This is a genomic window from Actinoplanes sp. CA-131856, assembly GCF_050956135.1.
Classification (GTDB): domain Bacteria; phylum Actinomycetota; class Actinomycetes; order Mycobacteriales; family Micromonosporaceae; genus Actinoplanes.
Genome location: NZ_CP191849.1, coordinates 3918106 through 3937368 on the forward strand (window position 1 = coordinate 3918106; position 19263 = coordinate 3937368).

At 70.9% G+C, this 19263-nt stretch carries 18 protein-coding genes; 8 read left to right on the forward strand and 10 right to left on the reverse strand.

Annotated elements, in window-relative coordinates:
• Positions 1 to 145: 145 nt before the first annotated feature.
• From ACQP2X_RS18020 to ACQP2X_RS18030, 3 genes are read left to right on the forward strand one after another with little or no spacing between them, the layout of a single operon-like run.
• Entirely contained in the window at positions 146 to 1045 is a 900-nt protein-coding gene (locus tag ACQP2X_RS18020; protein ID WP_498698410.1) for a M48 family metalloprotease, read from the forward strand.
• A 31-nt stretch (positions 1046 to 1076) separates the two neighbouring features.
• Complete coding sequence (locus ACQP2X_RS18025; protein WP_498698412.1) at positions 1077 to 1481, forward strand: hypothetical protein; 405 nt, start codon at positions 1077 to 1079, stop codon at positions 1479 to 1481.
• 9 nt (positions 1482 to 1490) lie between these two features.
• The gene (locus ACQP2X_RS18030) at positions 1491 to 2105 is read left to right on the forward strand and encodes a DUF2461 domain-containing protein (RefSeq protein ID WP_498698416.1); all 615 of its coding nucleotides are present in this window, start codon (positions 1491 to 1493) and stop codon (positions 2103 to 2105) included.
• Here ACQP2X_RS18030 and ACQP2X_RS18035 read toward each other — a convergent pair.
• From ACQP2X_RS18035 to ACQP2X_RS18050, 4 genes are read right to left on the reverse strand one after another with little or no spacing between them, the layout of a single operon-like run.
• Complete coding sequence (locus ACQP2X_RS18035) at positions 2099 to 2671, reverse strand: flavodoxin family protein (protein WP_498698419.1); 573 nt, start codon at positions 2669 to 2671, stop codon at positions 2099 to 2101. The genes ACQP2X_RS18030 and ACQP2X_RS18035 overlap by 7 nt on opposite strands.
• A 35-nt stretch (positions 2672 to 2706) precedes the next feature.
• Complete coding sequence (locus ACQP2X_RS18040; RefSeq protein ID WP_498700966.1) at positions 2707 to 3987, reverse strand: gluconolaconase; 1281 nt, start codon at positions 3985 to 3987, stop codon at positions 2707 to 2709.
• Between the two features lie 38 nt (positions 3988 to 4025).
• Positions 4026 to 5339 (reverse strand): VanW family protein, encoded by a 1314-nt coding sequence (locus ACQP2X_RS18045; protein WP_498698422.1) that lies wholly within the window; start codon positions 5337 to 5339, stop codon positions 4026 to 4028.
• Positions 5340 to 5361: 22 nt separating this feature from the next.
• Positions 5362 to 5952, reverse strand: a complete 591-nt coding sequence (locus ACQP2X_RS18050) for a DUF416 family protein (protein WP_498698424.1) — start codon at positions 5950 to 5952, stop codon at positions 5362 to 5364.
• Between the two features lie 128 nt (positions 5953 to 6080).
• Here ACQP2X_RS18050 and ACQP2X_RS18055 point away from each other — a divergent pair, with 128 nt between their 5' ends.
• Both ACQP2X_RS18055 and ACQP2X_RS18060 read left to right on the forward strand, forming a co-directional pair.
• On the forward strand, positions 6081 to 6872 hold the full coding sequence (locus ACQP2X_RS18055; protein WP_498698426.1) for an SAM-dependent methyltransferase: 792 nt from the start codon (positions 6081 to 6083) through the stop codon (positions 6870 to 6872).
• A 21-nt stretch (positions 6873 to 6893) separates the two neighbouring features.
• Positions 6894 to 8477, forward strand: a complete 1584-nt coding sequence (locus ACQP2X_RS18060; RefSeq protein ID WP_498698428.1) for an alpha-amylase family glycosyl hydrolase — start codon at positions 6894 to 6896, stop codon at positions 8475 to 8477.
• On the opposite strand, the gene ACQP2X_RS18065 is transcribed toward ACQP2X_RS18060, so the two are convergent.
• The 5 genes from ACQP2X_RS18065 to ACQP2X_RS18085 are packed head-to-tail and all read right to left on the reverse strand — an operon-like array spanning position 8450 to position 13582.
• On the reverse strand, positions 8450 to 9514 hold the full coding sequence (locus tag ACQP2X_RS18065) for a hypothetical protein (RefSeq protein ID WP_498698429.1): 1065 nt from the start codon (positions 9512 to 9514) through the stop codon (positions 8450 to 8452). The genes ACQP2X_RS18060 and ACQP2X_RS18065 overlap by 28 nt on opposite strands.
• A gap of 15 nt (positions 9515 to 9529) precedes the next feature.
• Positions 9530 to 10273 carry an ATP-binding cassette domain-containing protein gene (locus ACQP2X_RS18070; protein ID WP_498698430.1) on the reverse strand — a complete coding sequence of 248 codons (744 nt, stop codon included), beginning with the start codon at positions 10271 to 10273 and terminating at the stop codon, positions 9530 to 9532.
• Entirely contained in the window at positions 10270 to 11238 is a 969-nt protein-coding gene (locus tag ACQP2X_RS18075; RefSeq protein WP_498698432.1) for an ABC transporter permease, read from the reverse strand. Before ACQP2X_RS18075 ends, ACQP2X_RS18070 begins: the two co-directional genes overlap by 4 nt.
• Positions 11231 to 12361 carry a sugar ABC transporter substrate-binding protein gene (locus tag ACQP2X_RS18080; RefSeq protein ID WP_498698434.1) on the reverse strand — a complete coding sequence of 377 codons (1131 nt, stop codon included), beginning with the start codon at positions 12359 to 12361 and terminating at the stop codon, positions 11231 to 11233. The genes ACQP2X_RS18075 and ACQP2X_RS18080 overlap by 8 nt, the downstream gene beginning before the upstream one ends.
• A gap of 48 nt (positions 12362 to 12409) precedes the next feature.
• Complete coding sequence (locus ACQP2X_RS18085; RefSeq protein ID WP_498698438.1) at positions 12410 to 13582, reverse strand: aldose epimerase family protein; 1173 nt, start codon at positions 13580 to 13582, stop codon at positions 12410 to 12412.
• 205 nt (positions 13583 to 13787) lie between these two features.
• Here ACQP2X_RS18085 and ACQP2X_RS18090 point away from each other — a divergent pair, with 205 nt between their 5' ends.
• Genes ACQP2X_RS18090 through ACQP2X_RS18100 form a run of 3 tightly spaced genes read left to right on the forward strand, consistent with a single transcriptional unit; the run spans position 13788 to position 18092 of the window.
• On the forward strand, positions 13788 to 16529 hold the full coding sequence (locus ACQP2X_RS18090; RefSeq protein ID WP_498698439.1) for an FtsX-like permease family protein: 2742 nt from the start codon (positions 13788 to 13790) through the stop codon (positions 16527 to 16529).
• Positions 16519 to 17469: an ATP-binding cassette domain-containing protein gene (locus tag ACQP2X_RS18095; RefSeq protein WP_498698442.1), complete on the forward strand. Its 951-nt coding sequence runs from the start codon at positions 16519 to 16521 to the stop codon at positions 17467 to 17469. Before ACQP2X_RS18090 ends, ACQP2X_RS18095 begins: the two co-directional genes overlap by 11 nt.
• 2 nt (positions 17470 to 17471) lie before the next feature.
• The gene (locus ACQP2X_RS18100) at positions 17472 to 18092 is read left to right on the forward strand and encodes an ABC transporter ATP-binding protein (protein ID WP_498698445.1); all 621 of its coding nucleotides are present in this window, start codon (positions 17472 to 17474) and stop codon (positions 18090 to 18092) included.
• Here ACQP2X_RS18100 and ACQP2X_RS18105 read toward each other — a convergent pair.
• Positions 18069 to 19214, reverse strand: coding sequence for an MFS transporter (locus ACQP2X_RS18105; protein WP_498698447.1), 1146 nt, complete (start codon positions 19212 to 19214; stop codon positions 18069 to 18071). The genes ACQP2X_RS18100 and ACQP2X_RS18105 overlap by 24 nt on opposite strands.
• Between the last annotated feature and the right edge of the window lie 49 nt (positions 19215 to 19263).

Consider the following 19263-nt stretch of genomic DNA (forward strand, 5'->3'; position numbering starts at 1 on the left):
GCCACCCGGGGAGTCACGCGGCTGTGAACGTTAACAACGGTTTACGCCTTTGATTCATGCATGTCAATACGAGGTGTGACGTTCCCGGCAGTGGCTCCCTGACCTCCTCTCTCGTACAGTCGGGTGAGCCGAGAGGGGGAGCGTCATGTTGGACCACTTCATCTGGTCCGTGATCGTGGTGCCACCGCTCGTCGTGCTGGCGGTTCGGTGGCTGGCCGACCGGCTGGCGCCGGCCTCGGCGGCCAGGGCGGTGGCCTGGTCGGCCCTCGCCGTGGCCGCGGCCAGCACGTTCAACCTGGTGCTGTTCGCGCTGCACGCGGTCGCTGAGATCCCGGTCGTGGGCTCGGCGCTCGGGTGGTCCACCCGTGTCGTCTACGAGGACACCGAGCGCGTGCCCTTCGTGCCCTGGCTGAGCATCGCCCTTCTCGCCTACGCAGTGATCGCGCTGGTCTGGCGGCTGAGGCGTCACCGGCGGGTGCTGGCCCTCATCCCGGCCGGTGGCGACGCCGGTGGGCTGATCATGGTCGACGACGACGAGGCGCGGGCCTTCGCGGTGCCGGGTCGGCCGGGGCGGGTCGTGGTCACCACCGGTATGCGGGAGGCGCTCACCGAGCGTCAGTTCGAGGCGCTGCTCGCGCACGAGAACGCCCACCTGACCGAGCGGCATCACCGGCTGGCCCGCGCGGCCGATCTGGCGGTGGCGGCGCATCCGGCCCTGTGGTGGGTCGGGCGGCACGTCGACTATCTGATCGAGCGGGCGGCCGACGAGCGGGCCGCGGCCGAGCTGGGCAGCCGCACCGTGGTGGCCCGGGCGATCGGGGCCGCCGCGCTGGCCGGGACGGCGCCGCGCACCCCGGCGCATCTGCACGCCGCGGCGGCCGGCGGGGTGATTCCGCGCCGGGTCGCCCGCCTGCTGCAACCGAGCACGGCCAAGGCGCCGCGCGTCCTCTATGCCGTGCCGATCGCCCTCGCGGTGGCGTCGATCGTGTGGACGGGTGAGGCAACTCTCGACCTCGTGGAGCTGTTCGTCAGCGCCGCCCGGTGAACCCGGTGCGCGGCGCTGCGTGGGGGAAAGTATGCGAACCTCCCTCACCGCCTCACTCGGCGTAGCCACCGCTCTGCTCGGGGGCGCGCTCGCCGCCGCGCCGCCGGCCGAGGCCGCGGCGGCCGGCATCCGTACCACGATCAAGGTGTGCGCCCACGGCAACTACACCGCGTACGCCAAGGTGGTGACCAGCACCGGCGCCTCCCTCAAACTGACCGAAGTGCCACAGGGCAAGTGCCAGACCGACAGCATCCTGATCGACTCGGGGTCGTACAAGGTCTGGTTCATCGGCCTCTACAACGTCAGCCACAAGGGCTTCAACGTGCGGACGGACAACACCTACTGGCTCTTCCAGACCGCCGGATATCCGGGGCTCTCCCTCGAAGCGCTCGGCACGACAACCGCGCCCCGCTACAAGGACGCCCTCATCTGGTGAAATGGGGCCGTGAGTTTCCGCGGCTGGCCCAGTGAGGCGCTCGAGTTCTACGAAGGGCTGAGCGCCGACAACTCGAAGACGTACTGGACCGCGCACCTGGAGTTCTACGAGCAGCAGGTGCGCGGCCCCATGCAGGAGCTGCTGGACGAGCTCGAACCGGAGTTCGGCCCCGGCAAGATCTTCCGGCCCTACCGCGACGTGCGGTTCAGCAAGGACAAGACCCCGTACAAGACGCATCTCGGCGCCTGGCTCGAGTTCGGCGGCTACGTGCAGCTCTCGGCCGACGGCCTGGCCGCCGGCTCCGGGATCTACCACATGGAGCCCGAGCAGCTCGACCGCTACCGCCGGGCCGTGGCCAACGACCTGACCGGGCCTGAGCTCGCGAAGATCATCGCGAACGGCAAGGTCGGCGTCGTCGGCCACGACAGCCTCAAGACGGCCCCGCGCGGCTATCCGAAGGACCATCCGCGCGTCGAGCTGCTGCGCCACAAAGGGCTTTCCACCTGGAAGGACTGGGAGCCCGCGGCCTGGCTCGGCACGGCCGCGGCCAAGAAGCGGGTCGTCGACTTCTTCCGGGCGAGCGAGCCGCTGCGCGACTGGCTCAACGGGAACGTCCGTCAGTAGGGCGAGTCCATGAGCAGCCGCGCGACATGGGCCACGTTGGCCGCGAGGGATTTGGTGGAGGCGCCCGTCGTGTCCGGCTTCGGGCCCGCGTCCTTGTAGTCGACCTTTCCCATGGCCTCGCCCACCCAGTAGGTGGACGCGCCGGCCGGGATCGTGAAGCCGACGTCGTTCAGGCCCTGGAGGACCTCGGCCGTCACATGGTGGGCGCCGTCCTCGTTGCCGACGACCGCCACGGCCGCGACCTTGCCGTACATGGAAGTGCCGGAGATCTCCGCGTCCAGGCGCTCCAGCACCATCTTGGCCACGCTCGACGGCTGGCCCATCCAGATCGGCGTGGCCAGAATCAGGATCTGGGCGTTCAAGATCTTTTCCCGTACGCCGGGCCAGCCGTCACCCGCGCCTTCGTCCGCGCTGACGCCGAACTTCACACCCAGGTCGACGACGCGCAGCACCTCGCCCTCCACGTCGTGGTCGGCCAGGGCGGCCAGCACCTCCCGGCCGAGCAGCTCACTGCTCGACTCGCTCTCGGACGACTTCAGGGAACAACCCAGCACCAATGCACGCATGCGGCCACGGGTGCCCGATCGGGCGGGCGGCAAACTCAGGACATGGTGATGCGGTAGATCGCGTCGGCCTTGTCGTCACTGACGTACAGGGCCTTGTCCGGGCCGGCGACGGCCGCGACCGGCCGTCCCCAGCGTGACCCGTCCCCGGCCTGAAAGCCCGTCACGATCGTCTGCTGCGGGCCGAGCGTGCCGGCGCGCCAGGCGAAGAACGACACCTCGGGCTCGCGGGGCGGCTGCCGGTTCCACGAGCCGTGCACGCCCACGAGAGCGCCCGCGCCGAGCGAGCCGGCCTCGCCGAACGCCAGGCCCAGGGGAGCGGAGTGCGCGCCCATGCCCTGCTCGGCCGGCTTCAGAGTGGCGCAGTCGAGCTTGCTGCCGTCGGGGTTCATCTGGATGTCGCGGATGAACGGGCGGTTGGTGTAGTTCAGCGTCTTCAGGTCGGGGTCCGGGTTGCAGTACGGCCACCCGAGCTCGCGCCCCTGGGTGAGCTTGGCCAGGGGCTCCAGGGGGTGGTCGTTGACGTACGAGGTGATGACCTTGCCCTTGTCCGCGCCGTCGTGGGGATAGGCGATGTTGTCGCGGTTGTTCACGGCCGTCCAGACCGATCCGTCGGGGGCGACGGCCAGGCCGGTGCCGTTGCGGACACCGCGCGCGAACGTGGCCGGCTTTCCCCCGCCGGGCGGGATGCGCTGGATGGACGCGCGCTCGGGGGTGGCCTCGCGGTCCTCGGCCGAGACGTTGCCGGTGGAGCCGATCGACACGTAGAGGGCGCCGTCCTGGCCGACGGCGACGCTCTTCAGCGCGTGCGAGTAGGCGCCGCGCAGCTCGGGGCTCTTGGCGTCGGGCAGCCCGCCGGCCACGATCCGCTTGCCCGTGGCGCGGCCGTTGGCGTACGCATAGGAATCGAGCTTGTCGCTCTCGGCGACATAGAGCGTGTCGCCCTGGAAGGCCAGGCCGTGCGGCAGGCTGAGGCCCTTGAGCAGGGTGCTCTGCTTGCCCTGGGTGACGGCCAGGACGTCGCCGTACTTGGGCCGGGAGACCAGCAGCCGGCCGTCCGGGGCGAAGGCGAGCAGGCGCGGGCTCGGGACGCGGGCGTAGACGCTGACCGTCCAGCCCGCCGGCACCTTCAGCTGCCGTTGCTGGTCGAAGGGGGCCTGGCCGTCGCCGCCGCGCACGGGGGTCGCGGTCAGCGTGATCCCGGTCTCCCGCTGCGCGGTGGTCGGCTCGACGGTCGGCCTGGGTGGCGCCGGTGGTTCGTCGGAGGTGCACCCCGCCAGGGAGAGCACCAGACCGCCGGCCACCAACGCGCGCGCCATCGTCTTCACCGGGCCATTTCTACCCACTCGGTGCGGGGTCAGTCCAGGCCCTTGTACGTCCAGCTGATCGTGTTCTTGTCCTTGACCGCGCCGTCCTGGTTGATCGTGCGCGTCACCGACACCCGGAAACCGCCCGCGTCACCGCTGGGCCGGCGCGGCCCGGTCACCGACGAGACCTCGCGGTCGCCGGTGTGCCCGTAGATCCCGACGGTCACCGACGTGTCGGTGGTCCGGGCCCGGATGACGAACGGCGCGTCCGTGTCGTTCTTGATCACGTTGTCGATCGCGCGCCAGTCCAGGGTCGCCTCCCGGCCCGGGGGATAGCGGCTGATGTAGAGCGAGTGCGGCTGGTGCTTGACGACGTCGAGGCCGGCGAACCAGGCCGCGTTGAACAGCGTCGTCGAGAACTGCGAGACCCCGCCGCCGAGCTGGTCCTCGAGCTCGCCGTCGACGATGGCGGGCGCGGCCACGAAGCCGTTGGCCCGGGTGCGCTCGCCGGCCGCGTCGTTGAGCGAGAAGGTCCCACCGGCCGGCACCACGGTGTTGTCGATCAGCTCGGCGATCCGGTGGATGTTGGTGACGCGAGGGGCGCAACAGGGGTGGTACGTGGTGAAGGTGCCGATGAGCTGGTCTACCCCGGCCAGCTTGGGGTTGGCGTTCCCCGGCTTCAGCGTCGTCACCGACAGCTTCAGCGTCGTCCCGCCGTCACGCACGGTGTCGACGAGCCGCCGCACGGCGTCGCTGGTGTCCACCCCGCGCCCGGGCTCGCCCTTGTCGAGGGTCACGCCCTTGGTGGAGGCCTGGTACGACAGGTCGCCCTTGCCGTCGATCACGGTCTGCGGCGAGGCCAGCTTGACCGAGGCGTCGCGCGGCTCCTTGTTGAACGGCTTCACCTTGGCGTCGAGCGCGCTCTTGGCGGCGCTCTCGTCCACCGTGATGACCGGCGTCACATCGTGCCGCGTCTTGCCGCCGGGCAGCCGCAGGCGGGTCATCTCCACGTCGTCGCGGGTGGCGGCGACGTCCAGCTTGATGCCGGCCTCGGCCGGGTTGATCGCGAACCGCTCGTCACCGACCTCGACGGTGACCGGCCGTTCGACCTTCTGCCGCACGGCCCCGTCGAGCTTGCTCTCCAACTGAGAGTCATCAAGACCACCAACGGCAATTCCGGCCACGTACGTCTCGTCGGCCACCGCCGGCGACATCCGTACGAACGCCACACCCAGTCCCACCGCGATCACGACGAGCGCCGCCACAACCCCCAGCACCCATCGCCAATGACGCCGGGGCGGCCGCGGCGGCACCACCGCCGACCCGGTCCAGCGCTGATCCTCGGGCACCGTGGGCATACTCATGAGTGGATCATGACTTGTAGGTTCAAGTAACCGCATCGGTAGATCGACTGCCTGTGACGAGCGCCGCCTTCGATTGCTCAGGCAACCTCTGTGCCGCCGAGCGCCTTTTCACGCGCTTTGTCAGCCAATGTCCGAGCCAGCGCGGCAGCGACGTCCGGACGGCTTCTTTCTGCCGGGCGACCTCGTCGTCGACCGCCTCCGGGACCGCCGTGTCGTCCTCCCATCGGTTGGCCAGCTCGTCCGCCGCCTCGTAGGCCTGGTAGGCCGCGTCGGCCGCGGCACCCGGCTTTCCGTGGCCGTCGAGAATGCCGACGACGATGCTCAACGCGCCGATGGCGTTCTCGGCCTGAGCCGCCCAGTCGTTCCAGTCCTCTTCCAGCGGCAACAGCCGAAGCACTTCGTCCCCACTGGGAAGCGCCGCGCCCTCGCCCCCCTCCAGGCGCTCCCAGGCCGCGTCCAGCGTCGACCGGACGAACCGGCTGTCACCGACTCGCTCGATGTCCACGAACCGCGCGTACGAGGGGTACAGCACTTCGGCGCACGAGGCCGCGAACACCCCGGCCTGCCACCGATCCAGCCGGCCCAGGCCCGCGTGGAACTGTTCGTCGTCCATGACCTGATCACCGCTCCGCCCGTCTGCCGATCCCGCCGCTCCAGCCCCACGTCCCGGACCGGGCGACGACCGCCGTCGCCGCTCACCTGCCGGTCGAAAGCGCGGCCGGCCTGGGCTACGCTGCCGTCATGTCCTCTGTGGATGATGGCGGCGAGCTGGACACCGGGGTGCCGCACTCGGCGCGGCTGTGGAACTACTGGCTGGGCGGCAAGGACAACTTCGCGGCCGATCGGGCCGTGGCCGATCAGATCCTGGCCATGGTGCCGGAGATGGTGGCGTCGGCCCGGGCCGACCGGGCCTATCTCGGGCGTGTGGTGCGCTGGCTGGCCGGTGACGCCGGCATCCGGCAGTTCCTCGACGTCGGCACCGGGATTCCGACGGCCGGCAACACGCACGAGGTCGCGCAGCGGGTCGCCCCGGAGAGCCGGGTCGTCTACGTGGACAACGACCCGCTCGTGCTCGCGCACGCCCAGGTGCTGCTGACCAGCGATCCGCGGGGTGCCACCGACTATCTCCAGGCCGATCTGCGCGAGCCGGACGCGATCATCGCGGGGGCGCGCCGCACCCTCGACCTCGGGCAGCCCGTGGCGATCACGATGCTGGGCATCCTGAACTTCATCCCGGACGACGACGAGGCAGCCGCTCTGGTGGCCCGGCTCGTCGACGCCGTGCCGTCCGGCAGCTACCTGGCGATCTCGCATCCGACCAACGAGATCAACGGCGAGACCATGGAGGAGGCGCTGCGGTTCTGGAACGAGGGGCCGTCGGCGACGATGGTGCTGCGCAGCGCCCCTCAGGTGCGGGCGCTCTTCGGCGACCTGGAGCTTGTCGAGCCGGGCGTCGTCAGCTGCTCCCGGTGGCGGCCCGAGGGCGGCGCCGAGCCGGTCCCGCACTTCGGTGGTGTCGCGCGGAAGCCCTGAACCAGGGCATAGCCTGGCGGAATGCGCGACAACTGGCTGGCCGACGCCGTCCTGTACGAGATCTACCCGCAGTCGTACGCCGACTCGAACGGCGACGGGATCGGCGACCTGCGCGGCGTGATCGGCAAGCTCGACCACATCGCGTCGCTCGGCGTGGACGCCATCTGGTTCAACCCGTGTTTCGCGTCGCCGTTCGTCGACGCCGGCTACGACGTCGCCGACTACCTGACGATCGCGCCCCGCTACGGCACCAACGACGACATGGTCGAGCTGGTCCGCGAGGCCGGCAAGCGGAACATCCGGGTCATCCTCGACCTGGTGGCCGGGCACACGTCGATCGAGCACCCGTGGTTCCAGCGCGAGGTGGCGGCCGACGGCCCCGATCCCGAGGGCGACCGCTACATCTGGCGGACCGAGCCGCCGGCCGAGGGCTGGACGGTCGACATCCCCGGCATTCCGGCCTGGGTGCCGTCGCCCGGGCCGCGCCCCGGCTGGTACCTGAAGAACTTCTACGACGAGCAGCCCGCCCTCAACTTCGGCTGGATCAACGGCGGCGGCGACCCGGTCGACGCGCCGGGCCCGCTGCGCAACCGGCGGGCGTTGCGCGACATCATCGAGTTCTGGCTCGCCAAGGGCGTCTCCGGCTTCCGCGTCGACATGGCTTTCTCGCTTGTCAAGGACTACAACCTGACCGACGGCGTGAAAGCGTCCACCGACATCTGGCGTGAGATCAAGGAGTGGATGGAGTCCGCCTATCCGGACGCCATCCTGATCCCGGAGGGCGTGGAACCCCGTACGGGAAAGACGTTGGCCTTTGACGCTGACTTCTTCCTGGTGATCAAGGAGGAGCACGCCAGCCTCTTCGACAACCAGGCCGCCGGCATCCTGCCGTTCCAGCCCCCACGGCCCGCGTTCTTCGACGCCGAGGGCAAGGGCGGCACCGCCACTTTCCTGGCGGCCTGGAACGAGGCGCGCGAAGCCGACCCCCAGCGCCACATCATCATGAGCACCGCCGACCACGACTTCGACCGCCTGTGCTGCGGCCCGCGCACGGCCGAGCAGTTGGGCGCCGCCCTCACTTTCCTGTTCACCTGGGGCAACATTCCCTGCCTCTATTACGGCGACGAGATCGGCATGCGCTACCTCCCCGACATGCCCGATGTCGAGGGCGCCGTCTGCAACCCGCTCTACAACCGGGCGGGCTGCCGAACCCCCATGCAGTGGGACGACACCCCGAACGCCGGTTTCTCCACCGCCGACCCGTCCCAGCTCTACCTGCCGATCGACCCCGACCCGAACCGCCCCACGGTCGCCGAGGCCAACGACACCCTGTCCCTGGTCCGCGACCTGATCGCCCTCCGCAGGAAGACACCGGCCCTGCGTTCCCGCGCCACCGCCGAGGTCCTCAACGACACCTACCCTCTGGCGTACGTCCGAGGCGGCACCCACCTGATCGTCCTGAACCCGCGCCGCGAGCCCGCCCCCTGGAAGATGCCGTCCGCCGACCTGCTCCTGGGCCAGGGCGTCGAGGAAAACCAGGTCCAGGGCTTCGGGTACGGAATCTTCGAGCTCACCTCTCAGACGTCCTCGTCCGAGGCGGGATAGTCGGGGTCGCCCACCTGCAGGTCGTCGTCGGAGTCGTCGGGCACGGGGTACCGGTCGAGGAGTGCTCGCATGCCCGCCTCGTCTCCGACCCGGGCACGGTCGACTGTCAGCAGGTACCTGACGTAGGTGACGTCCTCGTAGTCGGGTTCCGGGGCGGTGTAGAGACGGTCGAGCAGGGGCCGGGCGTAGGCCGGAGTGCGCGGGTCGGCCCAGCCGTAGTGCCGGGCCAGCTCGACCTGGGCGTGCATCGTGCGGGGGTCGTCGAGGCCGAGGATTCGTTCGTGATCGACGGTGATCTCCTCGATCATCCGGGTCGCCTCGCCGGGGCCGGCCGGGCCGCCGAACGCGCTGTGCAGGTCGGCGTGCCGGCGGCGGGCCGCCACCGTCTCGGGATGCACCGGCCCCAGCCGCCGGGAGCGTTCGGCCGCCACCCGCGCCCACGACGCGATCGCCTGCCGGCGTAGCCGCAGGGCCTTCTCCGGATGTTCCTCGCTGATGTCGCCGGCCAGCCTGATGCGGACGGCCGAGGTGCGCGGATCGTCGGGTCCGAGCTCCCGTTCGCGCTCGGCGAGAAGCCGCTCCCGTCCATCGATGATCCGATCCCACAGCGCGGCGCACTCCGCCTCCCGATCGCGCACTCGCCGCGCCAGCTCCACCAGGACGCGCAGCGTCTCCGGGTGGTGGGAGCCGAGGTCCTGCTCCCGGGAGGTCGCGAGGTGCCTCAGAACGCTCACGTCGACCGCTTCGAGGTGACCGGTCTGCTCCCGGCCGATGATCAGCCGGTTCTGCACGGCCAGGGTGTCGTCGTGCAGCGGCCCGAGGGTGCGCCGCCGGCTGTGGAAGACGTGGAGGAGCTGCTCGTACGAGAGGTCCTCCCATCGTTGCTGCTCGTCGTCGAAGGCGAGATCGTTCTGGTAGAGGCCGGCCAGGCTCAGGCGGGCCTCGATGGTCCGGGGGTCGTCGGCGCCGTGGTCCCGGACGAGGGCGGAGATGGTGGCTCGAAGTTCGCGGATCCGGGACAGCTCGCTGCGTAGCACGGATCGTGAGACTACTCATCGGGGGCGGCGATATTCGGCGACCACCAGCTCGGTGAGTTCCTCCAATGACGTGTCGGTGGCTCGTTTGTCGAACGTGATGCGGCCGTGCTGGAGGAGGTTGACCCGGTCGCAGACGTCCAGGACCTGGGCGTAGTTGTGGGCGATGATGATGACCGAGACCGTGCCTCGTTGTTTCAGGTCGCGGATCAGGTCGAGGATCAGGGCGCCCTCCTTGGCGCCCATCGCGGCCAGCGGCTCGTCCAGCAACAGGACCCGGGCGTCCGAGTACACCGAGCGGGCCACGGCTATGGCCTGGCGCTGACCGCCGGACAGCTTGGCCACCTCCACCGTGACGTCGGGGATGTTGACGCCCATGTCCTTGAGGTGCTCGCTGGCCCGGCGGCGCATGACGCGGTTGTTCAGCAAAGGCCAGCGGATCAGCTCCCGGTTGAGGAACATGTTGTGATAGACCGACAATTCGTTGACCAGGGCCAGATCCTGGTACACGGTGTCGATGCCCAGGGAGCGGGCGTGGTCGACGCTCTTGAACGTCACGGGGGTGCCGTCGACCACGATGTCGCCGGCGTCAGGGCGGTGATATCCGCACAGGATCTTGATCAGGGTGGACTTGCCGGCGCCGTTGTCGCCGATCAGGCCCAGGACCTCGCCCTTGTCCACGTGCAGGGTGACGTCCCGCAGGGCGGTCAGGGCGCCGAAGCGCTTGGCGATGCCGGTGACTTCCAAAGCCGCGTTGGTCATGTTCTCCCCGCTCGCCGCAGCCGGGACAGGTACTGGTTGGCGATCATCGAGGCCAGGATGGCCAGGCCGAGGATCAGATAGATGGTGTTGGCGCTGTAGCCGATCAGGTTGAAGCCGTTCTGCAGTTCGGCCAGCACCAGCGCGCCCAGGAAGGCGCCGGCCACGGTGCCCGAGCCGCCGGCCAGGGCCGTGCCGCCGATGACCGCGGCCGAGATCGCGTAGAACGTCAGCGTGGTGCCGCCGCCGATGTTGGGGTCGATCGTGTTGATGCGGGACGCCTCCATGATGCCGACGAGGCCGCCGAGGGCGCTCGTGATCATGAAGTTGCCGATCTTGATGCGGGAGGCGCGGATGCCGGCCTCGGTGGCGCCGACCGGATTGCCGCCGACCGAGATCGTGTGCAGGCCCCAGCGCGTACGGGTGAGGACCACGTGGAAGATCGCCACGATGATCAGCGCCCAGATGATCGACGCCCATGGTCCGGCCCCGAGCCAGGTCTGGAAGCGGCCCTTCATCGGTTCGGGAATGGGCACGGGGTACGCGTGTGAGGTGATCAGCAGCAGGCCCTGCACCGCGAAGAACGTTCCGAGCGTCACCACGAACGACGCCACGTGCAGCTTCGTGACGATCAGGCCGTTGATCAGCCCGATGAACGCCGCGATGGCCAGCGCCAACACGAAAGCGAGCAGCGCCGGCACGTTGTAGAAGTCGATCGCGAAGTGCAGCAGGAACGGGGCGAACGCCGCCACGATGCCCACCGACAGGTCGATCTCGCCGCTGACCAGCAGCAGGACGATGCCCACCGCGACGATCGCGGTGGGCGCCGTTGCCTGGGCGATGTTGATCAGGTTGTCCTTGGTCAGGAAGACGTCGCTGACCGCCCGGAAGTAGACCATCAACCCCAGGGCGACCAGCAGCACGCTCGCCTCGCGGCGGCGCAGGAAGGCGTCGGCGAATCTAGCCATGCGCGATCGGCCCCGACCGGGGCACGAGAACCTTGTCGGTCGTCGAACCCTCGTACCTCGACTTGGTCGTCTGGTAGGGGCCGACATTGTCCTTCGTGACGAACAGCAGGCCGGTGTTCGTCTCGCTCGGCGACATCAATCCGCCGGAGATCTTGAAGAAATACAGGTACAGGACTGGCAGGAACCCCTGGAGGTACGGCTGTTGGTCGATCGTGTAATCGATGCTGCCCTCGGCGATGCCGGTCAGGGTCTCCGGAATCAGATCGAACCCGCCGGCGACCTTGAGGCTCTTCGACCGCATGTTGTATTTCTTCGCCACCTGCCCGACGGACGACGTCGATCCCGCGTCGACGGCGAGCATGCCGCTCAGATTGGCGTGCCCCACGGCGTACGCGTCAATGATCGAAAGGCCTTTGGTGACATCGGCGTTGGTCGCCACCGCGGTGAAGGTGATCGCCTTTCCCGAGTCCTTGAACGCCTGCTGGCAGCCGTCGATCCGCGGCTGGATGTTGAGCGCGCCGGGCGTCGCGATGAACGCCGCCACGTCGCCCGACTCGACCGTCTGCAGTGCCCGCTGCCCGAGCGAATAACCCGATTCGTAAAGACCTTGGCCGATGTACGCCAGACGGTTCGTTCCCGGATCTCCGCGGGCCCCGTCGGCGTTGTAGGACACGACCGGAATGCCGGCGTCGAGCGCCTGATCGACCGGCGCCTTGAACGCGTCCTTGTCGACCACGGCCACCGCCAGGCCGTCGACCTTGGCGCTGATCGCAGTGTTCGTGGCGTTCACCATCTCGGCCACGATGGAGTTCTGCGAGCCGGTCCACTGCGGTTTCTCGAGGCCGAGAAGAGTGGCCGCGTCCTCCATCCCGTACTGCGTCGGGGTGAAGAAGGGATTGGTGGTCACGTGGTTGACGAACGTGAATTTCCACTTCGGTGTCTCCGGGAAGTTGCCGATGGCGCCGGCGGCCGCGGCCTTGTCGTCGCTGCACGCGCTGAGCAGCGCCCCGGCCGCGAGCGAGGCGCCGAACAACCCGGAGCCCTTCAGCAGCCGGCGGCGCGTCGTCGCGGGGAGGTCCAGGGTCTCGACGGCCTCCTCGACCTTCGGATGGATGTTTGACATGTCAGCCTCCGAGCCCGTGCCCGGATGACGGGCACGGGCGGCTAGGTGCTATTTGGACGTGCCGAACTGGTAGATCGTGGTCGACCGGAGGACCTGGCCGGGGCGCAGGACGGTCGACGGGAAGTTCGCGTGGTTGGGCGAGTCGGGGAAGTGCTGCGTCTCCAGCGCGAGCCCGTCACCCTGGCGGTACGACCGGCCGCTCGTCCCGTAGAGCGTGCCGTCGAGGAAGTTGCCGCCGTAGAACTGGATGCCCGGCTCGGTGGTGACGATCGTCAGCGTGCGGCCGCTCGCGGCGTCGCTGACCTTGGCCGCGGTCTCCAGCTTCCGGTACGACTTGTCGTGCCGGTCGAGGACCCAGTTGTGGTCGTATCCACGGCCGTACACGATCTGCTGGAAGTTGCTGCGGTTGCGCGCGCCGATCGCGGTCGGCTTGCGGAAGTCCATCGGCGTGCCGGCCACCGCGGCCAGCGTGCCGGTGGGGATCAGCGTCGCGTCGACCGGCGTGTAGCGCGACGCGTTGAGCTGCAGTTTGTGGTCGTCGATGGTGCCCGTGCCCTCGCCGCCGAGGTTCCAGTAGGCGTGGTTGGTCAGGTTGACGACCGTGGCCTTGTCGGTGGTGGCGTGGTAATCCATCCGGATGCCCTTGTCACGGGTGATCGTGTACGTGACGGTGGTGGTCAGGGTGCCGGGATAGTTCTCCTCGCCGTTCGGGCTCACGTAGGTCAGGCGCAGCCCGACGCTGTTGCCGCCGGTCACCGGGGTGGCGCTCCAGACGCGCTTGTCGAAACCGACGTTGCCGCCGTGCAGGCTGTTCGGGTCGTTGTTGATCGCGAGCTGGTACTTCGTGCCGTCCAGGGTGAACTGGCCCTTGGCGATCCGGTTGCCGTACCGGCCGATCAGGGCGCCGAAGTACGCCGGGTTCTTCGAGGTGACGTACTCGTCGAGGGTCTTGAATCCCAGCGTGACGTTGGTCAGCTTGCCGTGGCGGTCCGGTGTCTCCACGGTCTGGAGGATGCCGCCGTACGTCAGGATGCGTACGCGGAAGGCGCCGTTCGTCAGCGTGTACCGGTCGACGGCTTTACCGCCGACGCTGCCGAACGCCTCCTTGCTGATGGTGGGCTTGCCGCCCGCCTGCGACGACGATGCCCCGGCCAGGCCGAGGCCGGCGCCGAGGAGCATTACGGCCCCGGCGCGGACGAGCATTTTGACGGTGGCTGTCATGGTGCCTCGTTCCTTCGGGCGTGACGCCACGCCGCCACGGGCGTGGCGGTGCGAAGCCTTTGCCGATGCCGAGGACGGCCGGCCATCGGCCCAGACGGGGCCGGCTCGGGGACCGAGCGCGGTCCGGATACGAGTACGCTGCGGACCGTAAGCAGGTTGAAAGATCGACACCAATCGTCCGATCGGCCGAATGGTTAACGTGAACATGGATCGTTTGACGGGGGCGGCCCTCCTCGGAGGGGTGCGGCAACGGGCGTGGTCGCTGTTGATCACGGCCGCCTTCCTCGTGCTCGGCGCGGCCGGTGCGGCCGGGGCGTTCTTCGCCGAAGCGTCAGACAACGCCGCCTTCCAGGTCGGTCGCGACGCCGTGGCCCCGTCGGCGCGGCAGGCCGACGCCGCGGTCGTCCGCCTGTCCGCTCCCGTGGGCCGGGCCAGCGCCGATCATCAGCAGGTCCTGGACGACCTGCGCCGGATTCCGCATCTGACACCGCCCGATCTGACCGGCGGATCGATCGGGGCGGAACTGGTGGCCCCGATGTTCTGGGGCTCGACCGCGTCGTCCGGCTCCGTGTCCGAGCGCGGCCGTCTCTTCGCCGTGTCCTCGCCCGCGGCGGAACTCGACGGCACCGCCCACGGACAGGGCGGGCTGTGGATCCCCGAGCCGATGGCGGCGTCGCTGGGGGTGGCGCCGGGCGAGACGATCACCGTCAAAATCACTGTGGGTACGGCGGGGAGGTCACGCAGCGCGAAGGCTCGCGTCGACGGCGTCTACGCGGTCGACGCCGGCGGGCGGCTGCCGGCCGGCCCGTCGTGGGCGCTGCGCCAGGGCGACACCCCGCCCGACACCGAGTACGAGACGCTGCCGTCCTACCTTCTGATCGGCGACGTGGCCACGATCGAGAGGCTCGCGCTCGAGGTCGGCGACGAGATCTTCTGGGCGGCCGAGGCGGCCCTGACCCCCGGCGTGACCCTGGCCGAGGCGCAGCGCACGGCCGACGACGTGGAGGCCATGCGGCGGGGTTACGCGAGCGGCCTCGAGTTCGGGCAGGACAGTCCGCGCAGCATGCGGTTCGCCAGCGGCATCACCCAGATCGTCACCGACGCCCGCGCCACGTCGGCCGCCGTCGGGCAGCGGACCCGCCCGGTCGAGTGGGCGGCGATCGGGGTGGGCCTGGCCTCGGTGCTGGCGGTGGCCCTGCTGAGCGCCCGCCGCCGCGACCGGGAGATCCGCCACGCGGTCGCGGTGGGCATGCCCCCGGCCCGGGTCGGCGGCCTGTGGCTGCTGGAACACCTGCTCCCGGCGGCGATCGGCGTGGCGCTCGGCTGGCTGGCGGCGTGGCAGCTCGTGGCCCGCCTGGGCCCACCCGGCCGCCTGGTGGAGTCGTACGTGCCCGCCGCCACCGCGTCGGCGTCGGCGGTCCTCATCGGAGTCCTGGCCGTGGCCGGGGTGGGAGCGGCGTCGGCCGCGAGACGCGTCCGGCCGGCGCCCCCGGTCGCGGTGCGCCGCAAGCTGCCGTGGACGACCATGCTGGTGCTGGTCGCCCTCACCGCCGCCGGCGGCCTGGCCGGCGCCGCCGGCGCCTCCGGCGGCGTGGACCTCCTCGTGCCCCTGCTCGTCCTGGTGGCGATCGGCGGCATCGCGAGCTGGCTGCCCGGCCTGCTCGCCGGCCGATCCCGCGGCGCCGGGCTGCCCTCGTCGCCCGGCCGGGGTGTGCTGTGGCTGGCGCGGCGGCGGCTGGGTGAGGCCGGCGCCGAGCGGCGGCTCGCCGTCCTCGTGATGACGGCGGGCCTGGGCATGTTGCTCTTCGCGCTCGCCGCCGTCGAATCCACGCAGGTTGCGGCGGACGACCGGGTTGCCGTGGCCGCCGGGGCCGAGGCGGTGGCCACCCTCGAAGGCTCGTGGGAGATCGACCCGACGGCGACGCCGATACCGGCCGAGGACCCCACCAAGCCGCGGCCGGAGGGCCCGGTGCCGGGCGTGCATTCGCCGGTGCTGCCGCCGGGCAGCACGGTCGTCTGGCGCACCGACGTCGACACGCCGCTCGACTCCCACCAGAAGGACCTGCTCATCGTCGACCCGGCGCGCTTCCGTTCGGTGGCTCTGTGGGGGAGCGGGCCCGACCTGGCCGCGGCCCGCGCCGCGCTGGCCACTCTGGAATCCACGCCGGCCGACGAGTTCGGGCGCCCGCGCGCCATCGCCGTCGGCGATCCGGCCACCGACCGGATCGACTCGGTGCGGATCAACATCGGTTTCGCCCTGGCCGATCTGACCATCGTGGCCCGGGTTCCGGCCTTCCCCGGCATGGAGGGCCGTCCGATGTACGTCGTCGCCCACGACCCGGTCCTCGGCAGCCTCGGCGTCGACGACCCCCGCCTCAAACCCCGTAACCGTCAGCCCAACCCGTTGTTCGCCCAGACGTACCTCTACGCCACCGACGTCGCCGCCGTCCAGGCCGTCATCACCCCCGTCCACGCGCAGCCCTCCCGCATCGACGGCGCGGCCAAGCTGCGGCAGGACGCCGCGTACGTCGCCTCCTCGCGAGCACGCGGCTACCAGCTCGCCGTTGCCGGTTACCTGGCGTTGCTGGCCGTGCTGACGCTCTGCATCTACGCTCAGCGCACCGCCACGCTCCGTCGCCCCGCCGACTTGATGCTGGCCCGCGTGGGCCTGGGCGCCTCCCGGGTGCGCCGAGCCCGTGCCCTCGAGTTCGTGCTGCTGACGGCCGTCGCCCTGGCCGCCGCCGTGGCCGGGGTCGCCGCCCTGGCCACCCTGGGCCTGCGCCTGCTCGACGATCAGCCCGGCCTGCTGCCACGCTTCGCTTTCCAGATGCCGGCCCCGGCCCTGCTGATCACCGCACTAGCGGCCATCGTCGCTTCAACCCTTGCCGTATGGGTGAGCAGCACCCGCGCGCTCCACGCGGAGGAGGACGCCTACCGTGACGACTGACCCGCCCCCGACCCCCGCCGCGCCCGGCCGCTCCACACCGGCCGCCCCACCGCCGGCCGCCCCACCGCCGGCCGCCGCACCGTCGGCCGGCGCACCGTCGGCCGGCGGCCTGGCCTCGCCGGCCGGCGCTTCTCTCCTCGAAGGGCGCGAACTCCTCCAGCTCTATGCCGCGCCGACCGGGGCCACGCAGGCGCTTCGGGGCGTTGATGTGACCGTGAGCGGTGGGCGGATCAGCGCCATCACCGGGCCCTCGGGCAGCGGCAAGTCCACACTGCTGGCCGTGCTCGCCCTGCGCGAGCGGCCGGCCGGGGGCGAGCTGCGGCACCGCGGCCGCCTCGTCGCCGGGCTGTCCCGCCGTGACCTGCACCGGCTGCGCCGGCGGGAGATCGGCTGGGTCGCCCAGCGCCCCACGCACAGCCTCTTCCCCCAGCTGGACGCCCGCGGCCAGATCGTGCAGATGGCGCAACTGCGCGGGGTCGACGTCGACGCGGACGCCGCCCTGGCCGAGGTCGCCCTCACCGAACGCGCCGGTGCCCGGCCCGCCGTTCTCTCCGGTGGCGAGCAGCAACGCCTCGCGGTCGCCGCGGCCGCCGTCGGGCCGCCCGCGCTGCTGGTGGCCGACGAACCCACCGCCGAGCTCGACGACGACTCGGCCGCCCTCGTGCTACGGCTGCTGCGTGCCCGCGCCGACCAGGGCAGCGCCGTCGTTCTCGCCACCCATGACGCCCGGGCCGTCGCCGCCGCCGACACCGTGCTGCGCCTGCGCCACGGCGTCCTTTCCGGCGAGCACAGCGCCGGCGAGGACCACACCGCCACCATCGACGGCCTCGGCCGCATCCAGCTGCCGGAGGAGGTGCTCCCGCTGTTCCCCGAGGGGAGGGTCGTCGTCTCCCTGGTCGACGGGCATGTGGAGCTCCACCCCCGTACGGAAAGAGCCTGATCGTGCCGTTGATCGAAGTGCGCGAGGTGAGCCACACCCGCTCCGGCACGCGCGTGCTCGACGGCGTGGACCTGACCCTGGACACGGCGGAGACGGCCGTCCTGGCCGGACGGTCGGGCTCCGGCAAGTCCACGCTGTGCCACCTGATCGCCGGCGTGATGACCCCGACCAGCGGCCGCGTGCTGGTGGCCGGCCGTCCCGCCCACCCCGCGCCCGACTGGGCCACGGTCTCCCTGCTGCCGCAGCGGCTCGCCCTCGAACCGACGCTGACCGTCGCCGAGAACGTGCTGCTCCCGGCCGGCCTGCGCGGCCACGAGGCCGACCACGCCGTGCTCGACCGCCTCGGCCTGGCCGCCATCGCCGACCGGCCCGCCCGCGACACCTCCCTGGGTGAGCAGCAGCGGACCGCGCTGGCCCGCGCCCTCGTCCTCGGCCCGGCGGTGGCCGTGCTCGACGAGCCCACCGCCCACCAGGACGACGAGCACGTGCAGCTGGTCCTGGACGCCCTGTCCGCGGCCGCCGCCACCGGCACCCTGGTGTTGGTGGCCACCCACGACCAGCGCGTCATCGACATCGCCGGCCAGGTCATCCGCCTCCGATCAGGTCGTGTCGTCACCGGCTGACGGCCGGCCGGGGTCGCGCCGAGCTCGCAGCATCAGCCAGCTCAGCGCCGGCATGACGATCAGGGGCGTCAGCGCGGTCCGCAGCGAGGTCGCGTCGGCCAGGACGCCGATGACCGGGCTGGCGAGCCCGCCGATGCTGACGGTCAGCCCGAGCGTGATGCCGCTCGCGGTGCCGACCCGGCTGGCCAGGTAGTCCTGCCCGAGCGTGACCTGAAGCGAGAACGGCACGTAGAGGCCGGCCGAGGTCAGCGCCACGAACAGGTAGACGGCCGGCCCGGGAACCCACACCACACCCGCGACGGCCGGGACCGTCATCGCGTACGACCAGCGGCACACCGCCACGCGATCCCAGCGGTTGGCCGCGGCGCCACCCAGCAGCGAGCCGGCGATACTGCCGAGGTAGAGCACGAACAGGGCGGCCGTGCCCGCGGCGGCGCTGCCGTGCAGGCGCTGCTGGGCGTAGAGGGCGATGAACGTGCTGAGCCCGACGAAGGCGATCGACCGGAACACCACCGCCAGGGCCAGCCGCACGAACGAGGCGACGTCGTCGGGCCCGATCGCGGCCGTCTGCTCGCTCCCGGCGTGCTCGTGCCGAGCGAGCGCGCGCAGCACCGGCAGCGTCATCGCGGCGCCGGCCAGGGCCGGAACGATCAGCAGCGAGGTCCAGCTGAGCCCGGCCAGGCCGGCCACCATCAGCGGGGCCAGCGCGAAGCCGGCGCTGCCGCCGGTCGAGAAGAGCGCCATCCCGGTATGGCTGCCCCCGCTGACCCGGCGCGCCACCCGGGCCGACTCGGGATGGTAGGCGGCCACCCCGACGCCGGACAGCGCCACGAACAGCAGCGTGAGGGGGTAGCTGCCGCTCAGCCCGCTCACTGCGATGCCGGCTCCACTGAGCAGGGTGCTGAATGGCAGCAGCCACGGCATCGCCCAGCGGTCGGTGAGCGCGCCGAACACCGGCTGCGCGACCGACGACAGCAGCGACGCCGCGAGCACGATCCCGGACGCCGCCGCGTAGGTGTAGGCGCGCTCGGCGACGAACAACGGCACCAGCGCCGCGACGCTGCCCTGGTAGACGTCGACGCAGGCGTGGCCGGCCGCGAGCAGGGTGATTCTTCTTCGCACCGCTTCGATACTTCCGGCCGGGCACCCTGTCCGGCTTCCGATAACCTGA

What these genes read in the sequence shown, in the direction of transcription:
- ACQP2X_RS18060 (WP_498698428.1), top strand. Translation starts at nt 6,894, where the DNA reads ATGCGCGACAACTGGCTGGCCGACGCCGTCCTGTACGAGATCTACCCG.
- ACQP2X_RS18070 (WP_498698430.1), bottom strand. Translation starts at nt 10,273, where the DNA reads ATGACCAACGCGGCTTTGGAAGTCACCGGCATCGCCAAGCGCTTCGGC.
- ACQP2X_RS18085 (WP_498698438.1), bottom strand. Translation starts at nt 13,582, where the DNA reads ATGACAGCCACCGTCAAAATGCTCGTCCGCGCCGGGGCCGTAATGCTC.
- ACQP2X_RS18035 (WP_498698419.1), bottom strand. Translation starts at nt 2,671, where the DNA reads ATGCGTGCATTGGTGCTGGGTTGTTCCCTGAAGTCGTCCGAGAGCGAG.
- ACQP2X_RS18090 (WP_498698439.1), top strand. Translation starts at nt 13,788, where the DNA reads ATGGATCGTTTGACGGGGGCGGCCCTCCTCGGAGGGGTGCGGCAACGG.
- ACQP2X_RS18025 (WP_498698412.1), top strand. Translation starts at nt 1,077, where the DNA reads ATGCGAACCTCCCTCACCGCCTCACTCGGCGTAGCCACCGCTCTGCTC.
- ACQP2X_RS18050 (WP_498698424.1), bottom strand. Translation starts at nt 5,952, where the DNA reads ATGGACGACGAACAGTTCCACGCGGGCCTGGGCCGGCTGGATCGGTGG.
- ACQP2X_RS18045 (WP_498698422.1), bottom strand. Translation starts at nt 5,339, where the DNA reads ATGAGTATGCCCACGGTGCCCGAGGATCAGCGCTGGACCGGGTCGGCG.
- ACQP2X_RS18080 (WP_498698434.1), bottom strand. Translation starts at nt 12,361, where the DNA reads ATGTCAAACATCCATCCGAAGGTCGAGGAGGCCGTCGAGACCCTGGAC.
- ACQP2X_RS18020 (WP_498698410.1), top strand. Translation starts at nt 146, where the DNA reads ATGTTGGACCACTTCATCTGGTCCGTGATCGTGGTGCCACCGCTCGTC.
- ACQP2X_RS18055 (WP_498698426.1), top strand. Translation starts at nt 6,081, where the DNA reads ATGTCCTCTGTGGATGATGGCGGCGAGCTGGACACCGGGGTGCCGCAC.
- ACQP2X_RS18075 (WP_498698432.1), bottom strand. Translation starts at nt 11,238, where the DNA reads ATGGCTAGATTCGCCGACGCCTTCCTGCGCCGCCGCGAGGCGAGCGTG.
- ACQP2X_RS18040 (WP_498700966.1), bottom strand. Translation starts at nt 3,987, where the DNA reads ATGGCGCGCGCGTTGGTGGCCGGCGGTCTGGTGCTCTCCCTGGCGGGG.